This is a genomic window from Eubacterium sp. 3_1_31, from assembly GCF_964249515.1.
In the GTDB taxonomy this organism is placed as follows: Bacteria; Bacillota_I; Bacilli_A; order Erysipelotrichales; family Erysipelotrichaceae; genus Longicatena; species Longicatena caecimuris.
In genome coordinates this window covers 21,372-33,634 of the sequence record NZ_CAXUBY010000021.1, presented here as the reverse complement: position 1 = coordinate 33,634, position 12,263 = coordinate 21,372, and the positions used below count along the sequence as shown (strand labels likewise).

At 37.6% G+C, this 12,263-nt stretch carries 17 protein-coding genes and 1 riboswitch; of the genes, 13 read left to right on the top strand and 4 right to left on the bottom strand.

Features of this window, described 5'->3' with window-relative positions:
* Positions 1 to 34 precede the first annotated feature (34 nt).
* Positions 35 to 199, bottom strand: a riboswitch (Lysine riboswitch).
* Positions 200 to 523: 324 nt separating this feature from the next.
* Positions 524 to 670 carry a hypothetical protein gene (locus ACESSZ_RS09665; protein WP_008691073.1) on the bottom strand — a complete coding sequence of 49 codons (147 nt, stop codon included), beginning with the start codon at positions 668 to 670 and terminating at the stop codon, positions 524 to 526.
* Positions 671 to 763: 93 nt separating this feature from the next.
* Complete coding sequence (locus tag ACESSZ_RS09660) at positions 764 to 913, bottom strand: hypothetical protein (protein WP_008691075.1); 150 nt, start codon at positions 911 to 913, stop codon at positions 764 to 766.
* 278 nt (positions 914 to 1,191) lie between these two features.
* Between ACESSZ_RS09660 and ACESSZ_RS09655 the strand changes: the two genes are divergently transcribed.
* The 11 genes from ACESSZ_RS09655 (at position 1,192) to ACESSZ_RS09605 (ending at position 9,020) form a co-directional block, all read left to right on the top strand.
* Positions 1,192 to 1,851, top strand: a complete 660-nt coding sequence (locus ACESSZ_RS09655; protein ID WP_017144528.1) for a uracil-DNA glycosylase — start codon at positions 1,192 to 1,194, stop codon at positions 1,849 to 1,851.
* Positions 1,852 to 1,853: 2 nt separating this feature from the next.
* Positions 1,854 to 3,068: a bifunctional folylpolyglutamate synthase/dihydrofolate synthase gene (locus ACESSZ_RS09650; protein WP_499842765.1), complete on the top strand. Its 1,215-nt coding sequence runs from the start codon at positions 1,854 to 1,856 to the stop codon at positions 3,066 to 3,068.
* A 298-nt stretch (positions 3,069 to 3,366) separates the two neighbouring features.
* Positions 3,367 to 3,897 (top strand): ribonuclease M5, encoded by a 531-nt coding sequence (rnmV, locus tag ACESSZ_RS09645; RefSeq protein ID WP_008691078.1) that lies wholly within the window; start codon positions 3,367 to 3,369, stop codon positions 3,895 to 3,897.
* Positions 3,894 to 4,454: a DUF2812 domain-containing protein gene (locus tag ACESSZ_RS09640; protein ID WP_008691080.1), complete on the top strand. Its 561-nt coding sequence runs from the start codon at positions 3,894 to 3,896 to the stop codon at positions 4,452 to 4,454. Before rnmV ends, ACESSZ_RS09640 begins: the two co-directional genes overlap by 4 nt.
* A 47-nt stretch (positions 4,455 to 4,501) precedes the next feature.
* On the top strand, positions 4,502 to 5,359 hold the full coding sequence (gene rsmA, locus ACESSZ_RS09635) for a 16S rRNA (adenine(1518)-N(6)/adenine(1519)-N(6))-dimethyltransferase RsmA (RefSeq protein ID WP_008691081.1): 858 nt from the start codon (positions 4,502 to 4,504) through the stop codon (positions 5,357 to 5,359).
* Positions 5,349 to 6,188 carry a 4-(cytidine 5'-diphospho)-2-C-methyl-D-erythritol kinase gene (gene ispE, locus ACESSZ_RS09630; protein WP_008691082.1) on the top strand — a complete coding sequence of 280 codons (840 nt, stop codon included), beginning with the start codon at positions 5,349 to 5,351 and terminating at the stop codon, positions 6,186 to 6,188. The genes rsmA and ispE overlap by 11 nt, the downstream gene beginning before the upstream one ends.
* 99 nt (positions 6,189 to 6,287) lie before the next feature.
* A complete protein-coding gene (locus ACESSZ_RS09625) occupies positions 6,288 to 7,205 on the top strand; it encodes a DUF1848 domain-containing protein (protein WP_008691084.1) in 918 nt (305 codons plus the stop codon).
* Between the two features lie 80 nt (positions 7,206 to 7,285).
* On the top strand, positions 7,286 to 7,591 hold the full coding sequence (yabP, locus tag ACESSZ_RS09620; protein ID WP_008691085.1) for a sporulation protein YabP: 306 nt from the start codon (positions 7,286 to 7,288) through the stop codon (positions 7,589 to 7,591).
* Positions 7,591 to 8,052, top strand: a complete 462-nt coding sequence (gene yabQ, locus ACESSZ_RS09615) for a spore cortex biosynthesis protein YabQ (protein ID WP_081484668.1) — start codon at positions 7,591 to 7,593, stop codon at positions 8,050 to 8,052. Before yabP ends, yabQ begins: the two co-directional genes overlap by 1 nt.
* Positions 7,982 to 8,326, top strand: coding sequence for an FtsB family cell division protein (locus ACESSZ_RS09610; protein ID WP_008691089.1), 345 nt, complete (start codon positions 7,982 to 7,984; stop codon positions 8,324 to 8,326). The genes yabQ and ACESSZ_RS09610 overlap by 71 nt, the downstream gene beginning before the upstream one ends.
* Positions 8,327 to 8,372: 46 nt before the next feature.
* The gene (locus tag ACESSZ_RS09605; RefSeq protein ID WP_008977785.1) at positions 8,373 to 9,020 is read left to right on the top strand and encodes an HAD family hydrolase; all 648 of its coding nucleotides are present in this window, start codon (positions 8,373 to 8,375) and stop codon (positions 9,018 to 9,020) included.
* A gap of 107 nt (positions 9,021 to 9,127) precedes the next feature.
* Here ACESSZ_RS09605 and ACESSZ_RS09600 read toward each other — a convergent pair whose 3' ends face one another.
* Positions 9,128 to 9,295 (bottom strand): PTS sugar transporter subunit IIB, encoded by a 168-nt coding sequence (locus ACESSZ_RS09600; RefSeq protein ID WP_331866772.1) that lies wholly within the window; start codon positions 9,293 to 9,295, stop codon positions 9,128 to 9,130.
* Positions 9,296 to 9,525: 230 nt separating this feature from the next.
* On the bottom strand, positions 9,526 to 10,569 hold the full coding sequence (locus tag ACESSZ_RS09595) for an HNH endonuclease (protein WP_331866771.1): 1,044 nt from the start codon (positions 10,567 to 10,569) through the stop codon (positions 9,526 to 9,528).
* A 199-nt stretch (positions 10,570 to 10,768) separates the two neighbouring features.
* Between ACESSZ_RS09595 and ACESSZ_RS09590 the strand changes: the two genes are divergently transcribed.
* Positions 10,769 to 11,455, top strand: coding sequence for a hypothetical protein (locus tag ACESSZ_RS09590; protein ID WP_008691094.1), 687 nt, complete (start codon positions 10,769 to 10,771; stop codon positions 11,453 to 11,455).
* Positions 11,456 to 11,565: 110 nt separating this feature from the next.
* Complete coding sequence (locus ACESSZ_RS09585; protein WP_008691095.1) at positions 11,566 to 12,183, top strand: manganese efflux pump; 618 nt, start codon at positions 11,566 to 11,568, stop codon at positions 12,181 to 12,183.
* Positions 12,184 to 12,263 lie beyond the last annotated feature (80 nt).

The following is a 12,263-nucleotide window of genomic DNA, read 5'->3' as shown; positions in this document are numbered from 1 at the left end:
CTTACTGGCATGTGAAATTTACTTACTACATGGACAATAAGATAGCACTCCTACGACTGTAGACAGTTTTATGGATGTTCTCCATAAACCCACCACAACTTCTTGCCAAAAGTTGTAGTTCGGCGAAATTGCTTCAGCTAACTGTCAAATGTCCGCCGACTCCAATTAACTTTGTCGCTTCCGCTCCTCTATCTGATTGGTTGTATCATACCACTAATGAGATGAAATTACAATAACATTATGAAAATAACAGAATAAATTTCAGAAAACATTTACACTATCAAGATATTAAGACCTTTTTCATCCCAGAATTAGGGAAATTTGTTTTTGGGAAAGCTGAGAGAGGATCGTTGAAAGGAAACAATACGGTACTTTTTTTCAAACATAAACAGTTGCCACCTACATCACCAAATGACGATAAAAAAAAAGACACGTGTCTTTAGCATGTTTGCCAATCATCACCATGTGGCTTGTACATTGATAAGACGTGTCTTTTATATGATATGGTATGGTTTATCGTTCTTTATTTCGCGAAGATATTAATGACTACTAATAGCACTCCCAACACAATTGCACATAGAAGTACATTACGAAAACTGAAGATTTCCCCTAGTAAATCACGCTCTTCTTCTGGCATCGGTTTTTCCGGATGCATGTTTTTCTCTATCATACCTCTCACCCCTCAGTTCATGGTTCACCTATTATAGCACACTTCTCTTATTTTGCATGAAAAGTTATGAAATTGTAAGAATCTTCTCGTGTACTAGGTGAATAAATAAAAAGATAAGATAAAGACAGCCATTAGACCAATGACAATCAGGATGTTACGTGGTTTCACAATTGCCGTCAGTATTGTATTATCCGGATGGGTTGTCGCAATCGTTGTATTCGTGGTAAGATCTTTCCCTTTCATATCAGTCACCTCACTTCGTAAGTGTTTGTTTATCTAACCGCATTATAGCATGATTCTTTTTTTGATAGGGGTGTATTACTAAAATGTAAGACAATCTTTAGAAAAATTAAGAATTTTTTATGATATTTTTTTGTCTATCTTTATAATTAGCACTCCTTCACTAAGTTAACGAAAGAAAAAGCCAAAAAGTTTCATTCTCACTACTTTTTTTTAAAATTATGCACATTGTGAAGAAGATGGTCTTATGGTATGATTACTGCGTTTGGAAGGTGATGCATATGAAGCGCTGGAATGATTTGTTTCAACAGGAAATACAGAAGCCTTATTATCAAGAATTGATGGCTTTTTTAGATGAAGAATATAAAACCAAGGCGATTTTTCCTCCACGTGAGGATTTGTTTACCTGTTTTGATGTTTGTCCATATGAAAAGGTGAAAGTAGTGATTTTGGGGCAGGATCCTTATCATCAGCCAAATCAGGCACATGGTTTGTGTTTTTCCGTGCGCAAGGGGGTAAAGCTGCCACCAAGTCTGCGTAATATATATAAGGAACTAAAGACCGATTTGGATATCGATATGCCCTCACATGGCTATTTGCTGGATTGGGCCAGACAGGGTGTTTTCATGATGAATGCAGTGTTAAGTGTCGAGTGTGGAAAAGCCGGTTCTCATCGTAAAAAAGGATGGGAAATTTTTACCGATACCGTTATTCGCGCATTGAATGAAAAAGAAGAAGGTATTGTATTCCTTTTATGGGGGAATTGGGCACAACAGAAAGCAGAATTCATTACCAATCCGCTACATCATATCATAACTTCAGCACATCCTTCTCCTTTATCGGCCTATCATGGATTCTTTGGCAGTCAGCCATTTTCTAAGACAAATACTGCTTTGTTAAAGATGGGGCATTCACCGGTGCAATGGAAGATTGAGGATTAAATATGTTTACAAAGGCAGAGGAAATTATTCAGCTTATTGAAGGACGGAAGAATCGCGGATATGGTTTGATGCATTTTAAGGACTATATGAAGAGCATAGGGGATCCCCAAAAGAAACTAAAAAGTATTCATGTTGCAGGGACGAATGGAAAAGGTTCTACGACCAATGATATCCGCAGTATGCTGCAGGAAGCAGGGTATTGTGTAGGCTCCTTTACCTCTCCTTATATGATTACGCATTTAGACCGCATCCGCATCAATGATATGTATATGGATGAAAAAGAATTCATAGAAATTGCCAATACTTATTATGAAAGTTGGCTTACCTGGGATCTGAGCATGTTCGAGATTGATATGATGCTGGCATGCATTTACTTTGAAAGGCATCATGTGGACTATGCCGTGTTTGAGGTTGGTTTAGGAGGCCGCAAAGATGCGACCAATATTTTGGAACCATTGATCAGCGTGATAACAAACATCGGATTGGATCATATGGAGCTTTTAGGAGACACCTATGCAAAGATTGCGGAAGAAAAAGCAGGTATCATCAAAGCTTGTGCAGATGTGGTGAGTGCAGAAACCAGAGCAGATTGCCTGGATGTATTTTTAAAACATGCCGATGCACAAGGAGTAAAATTGTACACCTTAGAGCCGATTTGTGATTTATCTACAAATTTGCAAACGGTATTTACCTATCGACATTTACAGGTGACACTGGCTTCTATGGCGAATTATCAGATTCGCAATGCGGCGCTTGCCTTGGAAACAATTTGGCGGCTACGTGAAAAAAGACTTGTGGAAATAAAGGATGCGCAGATTTTGGCTGGTTTACGTAAAGCTGTGTGGATCGGTCGTTTTGAAATTATGCAGAAAGATCCGATTGTGATTTTAGATGGAGCGCATAATCCGGATGGTATCCAGGCATTGTGCAACTCTTTACAAGGTTATGACGATATCGCTGTTTTATTTTCTGTCTTAAAAGATAAGAACTTTGAAACGATGTTATCGATATTAGAAACCATTACAAGTGATATTACCATCACACATTTTGATAATGAGCGCTCTTTAGATATCCGTTGTTTAAAAAATCGAAAACAGCTCCATCTTATTGAAGATTATCATGCGGCATTAACGTATATGTTAAAGAAAAAGAAAACGATCGTTATTACCTGTTCCTTGTATTTCATAAGTGAAATTCGCCAATTCTGGCAAAAGTAGAAAGAGCTTATGTACAAATAAGCTTTTGGTATAATATGGCTATATGGATGCTACATAAGAAAATAGCAGCTGCGAATTCCCGCTAGAGCCTAGGGGAATTGTAAAATAGTTAAACTAAAGTTTGCTTAAATGTACTACGACAATTTAGCAGATAAAAGATAGGTTGATACTTTCCATATATGATAAAGGATCAATCTTTTTTGTGTTTAAAATATAAAAAAGGCAATCCTTAAACATCAAAGAGAGGCAATAGCGTCTAAGATAAAATTGTGGTAAACTATAGAGGTAGGTGATATCCATGAAAATTAAAGAAATTATTGTTGTGGAAGGAAAAAATGATACCAACGTGCTACAAAGCTGCATTGACTGTGATACCATTGAAACTCATGGTACCCATCTGTCAGTAGAAACATTGCGACTCATTGAGCAGGCTGCCAAAACCAGAGGTGTCATCATCTTTACCGATCCTGATCATCCCGGGGAAATCATTCGTACTGCCATCAATCAGAAAATTCCCGGCTGTAAAAATGCATATATCGAGAAGCATAAAGCAAAAACAGCGAAGAAGGTCGGTGTAGAACATGCATCAAAAAAAGATTTGTTGGATGCATTATCTCATGTATTCACCTATCAAGAACAGCCTGTTGAAAGTATATCCTGGGAAGAATATTTATCTTTAGGCTTGCATGGGGGGAAAGCTGCCGCTCATCAAAGAGAAAAAGTTGCTCAGGCGCTTTATTTAGGAAGACCAAATGCCAAAACGTTGTTTAAACGTTTAAATATGATGCAGTTGACACTGCATGATGTTGAGGAGCTGTTGCGCAAATGAAACAAGAAGAACAAAAAATTCGCAGTGTCTTTGTCCAACGTGAAACATTAGAAACATGGTTGCGGCAAATGGCTATAAAGGGATGGATCGTAAAAGATTTTTCTTACATCTTTTTTGATTCGTTTTTGTTCTTTCGTTTTGTGAAAACAGCACCGCGATATGGGAAGTTTTGTATTTATGATGTAAAATACCTCGGTGATGAAGATATCTTTACCTCACTGGGATGGAAGTTGCTTTTGGAACATGAATCCACAATGATTTTTTATCACGAGGATATCCAAGGAAGCTTACCATTATTAGATATGCGCATGTATTCGTTACGGCGTTTTCTAAAATCCATCAGTAATCTTGTTTTTCTGATTGCCGTAATCTTTGCGTTACGTATGGATAATGAAACCATGCGCCAGCAGGTCTTATTTTACAGCGCTTTTCTATTGTTTGCTTTTCCTCGCTTGTATGATGTAAAAAGCACCCAAAAAGGAAGTAATTTTACGAAGTTAATTAAAAATATTGTCTTGGCTGCTGCTGCGGCTGTTCTTACCACCTTGTATGATTGAGGCAGCTATTAAAGCGTTTGCGGCTTTAGTATAGAAAGGATATCATTATGAAGAAACCTATCGCAACCCCATCCAGAACAAAGGAAATCTTAGAAACGCATGACCTGTTCGCTAAGAAAAATTACGGACAAAACTTTTTAACAGAGCCAAGTGTTGTAGAAAAGATTGCCCGCAGTGCTATTGTCAGTGATCATTGTGTTGTGTTTGAAATCGGACCGGGCATTGGCGCATTGACGCAATATTTATGTGAATATGCGAAAGAGGTTGTCTGTTTTGAGATAGATGAACGTTTACCTCATGTATTAGCAGATACACTTTCTGAATATACGAATGTTTCTATTGTTTTACAGGATTTTTTAACAATTGATTTAAGGGAATGGGTAAATCGTTATCGTGAAAAAGGTATGGATGTCGTGATAGCGGCAAATCTGCCTTATTATATTACAACGCCGATTTTGTTTAAAATTTTTGAATCAAATGCGGATATTGCGGCGATTACGGTAATGATGCAAAAAGAAGTGGCAGATCGTTTTCATGCGAAAGTAAATACGAAAGAATATAATGCGTTAAGCATTATAACGCAATATCGCTGTGATGTACGCGCTGTTATGAAAGTTCCAAAAAATGTTTTTCATCCCAAACCTAATGTTGATAGCGCAGTGTTGCAATTTACCTTTCGCAAACATTACACAAATTTACAAGAAGAACCATTTTTCGCAATGGTCAAAGCTTGCTTTAAACAACGTCGTAAGACCATCTTAAATAATTTTCAGGAATATTGCAGTGATAAAGAAACCGCAAAAGCTTATTTAGAAAAGGCCGATATCGATGCTAAGAGAAGAGCAGAAAGCTTGACACTGGATGAATTTCTGCATTTATACGAGGTGATGCAAGATGATCGTTGAGGCTCATGCTAAAATCAATCTGACATTAAATGTTGTAGGGAAACGTGAAGATGGCTATCATGAATTAGAAATGATCATGTTGCCACTGGCCTTACATGATACGATTGAAATATCCATTGCAAAAGAAGATATGTTCACAACAGATGATTCACAAGTTGCCATGGATGATACAAATACCGTTGTTCGTGCTGTTCAATTAATGCGAAACACCTTTGCGTTAAAAGAACATTTCCATGTACATCTGCATAAGCGCATACCTTCACAAGCCGGCCTAGCCGGAGGAAGTGCCGATGGAGCAGCCGTTCTTAGAGGGATTCAAAGTTTGTGTCATCTTTCTATAACGATGGAAGAATTAGCACAGCTAGGAAAACAGCTTGGGGCAGATGTGCCTTTCTGTGTCTTACAGGAAAGTGCTTTAGTACAAGGTATCGGGGAAAAACTAACGCCATTTCACTTTGACTGGAAGCCACATGTATTACTTGTAAAACCTTCTATCGGTGTATCTACCAAAGAAGCCTTTGCAACGTTGGATTTTGCGAAATGTCCACATCCGAATGCGCATATCATTCAAAAACTGTTACAAAATAAAGAGTATGAACAACTACCGCAGTATATTGCGAATTCATTAGAATATAGTGCTTTCCAACTGGTTCCTCAGATTGCTGATATCAAACAGGAGCTAATTGCCATGGGCTTTCCCTGTGTCTTAATGTCAGGAAGCGGAAGCACCGTGTTTGCGTTGAGTGAAGATAAAACACGGATTGAAAAGGCACTCCGTCATTACGCACATACGGACATGTTTGTATGTGATACAACTTTTTATCCATAACCATGCGCGAATACCGCATGGTTTTATATCAAATACAAGATTAGATGCTAATGATACCTATGATGGCAAAGATCGTCTTACACTATAGGAGGTGAGGTTATGTTGTTGTTTGTAAGTGGCAGGTGTGATATTCCGGCATTTTACAGTGAATGGCTGTTTCAACGTTTCAAAGCAGGTTTTGTGGACGTACGAAATCCTTTTAATCCTCACCAGATCAGTCGTATAGCACTAACACAAGACCAAATTGATGCGATGATCTTCTGTACAAAAAATCCTTTGCCCATATTGCATCGCTTATCCGAAATTCCTTTTCCCTATCTCTTTCATGTGACATTTACTCCTTATCATCAGGATATAGAGTCCCATGTCTTAGATAAAAAAGCCATTTTAGAGGGCATTGTGGAGCTATCAAAACAAATTGGAAAAGATCGTGTATATGTACGCTATGATCCGATTCTCTTAAATGAACGTTATACCATCAGCTACCATGCACAAGCCTTTGAAAAACTTTGTGCAAAGTTACAAGGCAAAATAAACAAAATCATCATTTCCTTTCTTGATATGTATAAAAACACACAAAAACATGCGCCATCTTTACATTTACAAGAGTTGCGTCATGCACAGATGTTGGCCATAGGAAAATGTCTTGGAGAAATTGGCGTATCCTATGGTATGCAAATACAAACTTGTGCGGAAGCCATTGATTTATCCCCTTATCATATCCAAAAGGGCTTATGCGTAGATCGTAAAGAGATAGAAGCTTTGGTAGGATATCCGATAGCATTAAAAGAAAAAGGCGTACGAACACAATGTGCGTGTTTGGCAACGGTAGATATTGGTGATTATAATTGTTGTAATCATGGCTGCGCTTATTGTTATGCCAATTATGACGAAGATAGCATTTCCCAACGCATGATGCAACATGATCCAAAGAGTAGTGTATTATTGGGACATATCACAAAGGAAGATGTGGTCACCATGCGAAAAGAAGCCCCACGACAACTGCGTTTATTATAAGTATCGCTGTAAGAATTGCATAAGTTCTAAACGCTATTTCATGAACATAGGATGTAATGAAGAAAAGAGGAGGAACTTATATGGAAGATACAACGAATACAAATCCTTTGCGCTTTGAAACAAATCCATACCATAACGTTGTGATAAAAGATCGTAAAGTGATGGAATTAACTGGTGTCAAACAGATTGACAGTTTTGATTCCAGTGAATTTTTAATGGAAACCGCACAAGGCTGGATGCTCGTGCAGGGAAAAGATCTGACCTTAGGAAAGCTGGATACCGAGCGTGGAGATGTCATTATCCGCGGATTGATTGAATCCTTATCTTATGTATCCAATAAAAAAGGTAATGGAAAGGATTCGGTTATTTCTAAGCTGTTTAAATAATGCTGCTGCCGGTTCAGATACAGTCTATTCTATATCACTTTCTCATGGGCTGGGTATATGGATTAGGGTTTAGTTTTCTTTTAAATTTTGTGAAATATATGCATGTTTCCTTTTTAAGAGGAACGATGGAAATCCTGTTCCATGTACTGTTTACATCTTTGCTTTATTATGGTCTTTATGGCATCAATGGCGGGATTACCAACATTTACCTACTTGGTTTTTTCCTGTTAGGTGTCATGGTGTATTATACGTGGTATCTTGCGGTATTTCAGCAATTCTTCTTCGCTCTTGTTAAAACTTTGCGGCCTTTACGCAAAAAACTTAAACTTGTCAAATCCAAAATACTTGCTATAATAAGATTACCGAAGAAAATCAGGAGGCGAAGGATAAATGAGCGAAGAAGTAAAAAAAATAAGCGCAAAAAGAAAAAAGAAGAAACATCCATTTCGCACGTTCTTTAGTTTAGCCGCCATATTCTTATCCTGTTTTCTGATTTGGATAGCTGCGGAAGATTTGATCACAACGTTTCGTTTAAAGAAAGAAATCTCTACCAGTGAAGAGATGATCAGTTCATTAGAAAGTCAGCAAAAGGACTTAAAGAAACGTAAAGAAAATTTGGAAGATCCTGAATATGTAAAACGCTACGCCAGAGGTAAATTTATGGTGAGCAAACCAGGTGAGCAAATTTTTAAGCTCCCTTCCAAAAGTGATGATCCTGCAAATGATGGTAATTAATTTCCCCGTAGAGAATTCTATGGGGTTTTCTTGTATGGAGGTTATGATGAAAAAGTGGAAAGCAATTTTATTTGATATGGATGGAACCTTATTTGATACGGAACAAATATCGCGTATTGCCTGGCTGGCTACCATGGAGCGTTTCCATCTGCCCAAAAGTGAACAATTTATTTTAGATTTGATTGGAAGAACCTATCAAAGTGCACAAGTTGTGTTTGATGCCTACATGCCAAAAGGTTGGCCTCAGGAAGAGGCGTATCAATATCATGAAGATTACGCAATGGAGTATAAAAAAACACATGGTCCATTGCCTAAATGTAATTTAAAGCAGCTGTTTACAGCGCTGCAAGAAAAAGGCTATCGTTTGGCTTTGGCGAGTAGTGCGCGAAGGGAAAATGTGGAGTTTAACTTGCAGCATGAGGGCATTCAAGATGTCTTTGAAGAAATCGTGGTGGGTAAGATGGTAGCGCATGGAAAACCTCATCCTGATATTTATCTTGAAACAGCGAAGCGTCTGGACTTGCGAAAGGAAGATTGCCTTGTCATAGAAGATTCTAAGAATGGCATATTGGCAGCACATGCAGCAAAGATGGATGTCATAATGATTCCAGATATGATAGCACCGGATGATGAATTAAAAGCAATGTGCTATCAGGTGATGGAGAAGCTGGAAGATATTTTAACAGTGTTATAGTTTTCTGCTGCGCAAGGAACTATTTTTATAAAGTAAGCAGTTAATGTTTATGGGCATTAGAAAAAGCTCCTGTCATATTTAGAACAAATAAGTAGGAGCTTTGTTTTCTAATGCTTTTTTGATAAACCTTGTTGAATTTGATTCATGACTTTTTCAGCATTCATCATACCAAAATCCTGTGATGCTATGACCATCAAAAAGACCTTGTCTTGAAGCGTTTTTCGCACTTCTTTTTCCGCAAAACGTATTTGTGGAGCTAGTAAGACAACATCCACCGTCTATCTTACCTCATCGAATTCTGTCATCGGCATAGCCATGACGTTTGCTTGGATTTTTCTTTTCTTAGCCTCTTCTTCAAGCTTCATCTGCAGAATACCGGTACTCATACATATGTGATAGCTACTATTATGGAACAGATGAAAAAATACCCTCCTTACTGGTGAATTCGTATGGAGGGTATAAATCCGTTAGGAAGAAGGATATCTTATCATCATAGGGTAGAAGCTTATTTCGTGTTTTTAAAAATGTTTTTACGATGATATTCTAAAAATTGCAGGCGTTCTCTTGTCAAGAAGCAGGCAGGTAACTGATAATTTTTTCTTAATACATAAGAAGCTAAATGATCGCGTAGTAACATCTCTTCACTAAGCAGGATGTAACCGAGTTCATCAAAGGAGATATAACCTTGATCAAAAAGATAGTCGTGATTACGACATAACAATAGTCCATTATTATGATCAATTGCCTCATAAATGTGCGCACAATCCCGGAAAGGTTTAATATGAGATGCAATTAACATATGAGGAATATTTATACCACAGAGCGGGCAGGCATGATCAAATTCATGAAACAAGGTGTCCTTATAAAAGGATTGTAGTGCCTTGGTTTCATCACGATCGTGTGGTATGCCACGTCTTGGGATGATGGAAAGAATCGTTTGTTTATATTTATAATTTAACATCGGTGTTTTTGTATTTTTATAATCGATGCGCATATCTTCATGGGCAACGATACTGGACGTAAACAGCGCAGTAAGGGCGACGGAAATTAAAGGCTCTTGTTCGTCATCATATTCCTGTAGAATATCCGTAATACCTTTTAACAGCTTTGGCTGAAAATGACATTGCTCATTTTCTATTTCAAACAGAATGGTCTGTTGCAGCAAACGATACACATCTGCTCCTAGCGCTTCTTCCACATCTTGCTTGTCCATCCAAGCATTGTCATAAGCCAATTTTTGATAAAAGGCGTAAACAGATACATCATGGATAAAGGTTTCAAATAATGATAAAGCTTCAACACCGGAATTCTGATTACTCTTCGCATAAATCGTCGGTGCAGGATTTAAGTCGATACCGTTTTCGGTTTCTTTTAAGGCTTTCTTTTCATGCAGAAAATGAATGATTTCACGAATTTCCGGTAGCTTTGTTGCATAATAATCATTTGCCAGCTCTTCATATACCCGAATCGGTGCATGATGAAGATCGATACCTTGTAATTCTATGGCGTCTAAGACAGCCAGAATTTTTTTAAACAACATTTTTTTCATGCCTTCACCACTTTCTTAATTTTATGCGCGTAATCGATGATGATTTCTCCTTTTATTTTATCATGGATTCATCATGTGATACAGAAATTTAGACATTCCTTTTATAGAAAAAAACAAATTTTTTAGAATCTGCCAGAATGTGCGTGCATTCGACAAAACAAAACAATTACAATGTAACCAATAAAAGGAGAGTGTTAAAATGAAAGGTCCAGGAATTAAAGATTACTTGGAAGTTATTGAAAATTTGAAACTGACAGCGATAAAGGAGGGAAAAACCTGCATTGAGGTGAATTCTAAGCAGCTACATGCCTCTGTATCACCTGAGCATGCAACGATGCCTACTTGCTGTCAGGCTATTTATAAAAAAATGTTAGAAGGAGATGAAATCTTACAACGCCCAAAAGGTAATACCGGATTTGGTTCCCATTTAACGGTGCGTTTTCAGTTGCATGATTTAGCAAATCGCCAGCGCATGTTCCCTGACAAAAAACGCGGTCGTCCGGCAAAAAGTGAAGAAGAAAAATTGGCAGCACGAAAAGCAAAGATGAAGCGAAATACAGAAGATTTGCGTAACCTCATCAAAGGATGGCTAAATGAACATGGCTGGGAATATGTGGAAAATAAAGACTTTATCGAGGCCCATAACGAAAATAAGCGTTGGGTCATCAATGTGCAAGGTATTAAACGTGGCCGTAAACAGCCATTACCGGTGAAGGTGAGTGAAGTATTAAAGCATATTGAAGATACAAAAACACATTACAGCATTGCGTTTAATGATTCTCTTTCTTATCGCCGACAATGGAATGAAATACCGGAAGCGGTTAAAAACAGTTTGAATATGAGTGTGATCTTAGCCGATAAAAAAGGAAATATCACAGAATTATAAAATACAAGCATCTCATGACGCAAAACATGCGAATTGAGATGTTTTTAATTTGGCAGCAGCCGTCACCGAAATGCAATAGCGTAATACCATAATAAAGAGGAGAATGCGAAATGATTACTTCTTTCCTATTGGTTGTGGCATTAAGTTTAGATAGTTTTTTAGCATCTCTTGCTTATGGTGCACAAAAGATTCGTATTCCATTACGTTCAACTTTGTTAATCGCATTGATAGGGACAAGCTTTTTGGGTGTTTCTATTTATACTGCAGGGCTTTTTCAAAAGGTATTACATCCTCAGTATGCTGCTGTTTTCTCGTTTGCTATCTTTTTCTTAATGGGTGTTAGTGCACTTTTTCAAGGAACGATTAAATCTTTTTTAAAGGATCGAAAAAGTCGTAAAGTTTCCTTTCAGTACAGTGGTATATCCTTTGTACTTGATGTTTATCTGGATGAAACACGGGCAGATGCCGATCATTCAAAAGAGTTATCATTGCATGAAGCGTTATATTTAGCGGTTGCTCTTTCCATCGATTCGATCGTCAGTGGTTTTGCTTATGGCGTACAGGTACATGATCGTTTACTGGTTTTATGTATCAGTTTCACTGTCGGTTTCCTTGCGGTCTTTTTTGGCTCATATATAGGAAGGCATGTCGCTTCCTTGGCAGATTGGAATTTATCATGGGTTAGTGGCATCCTGTTTCTATTACTGGCATTCATGCGTATTTTATAGTGTCCATAAACTATCATAAAGAAAAATCACGAAAAGTGATGTTTTTTCTATGGGGATTGTGAACAAAACAGTTTCTAAAA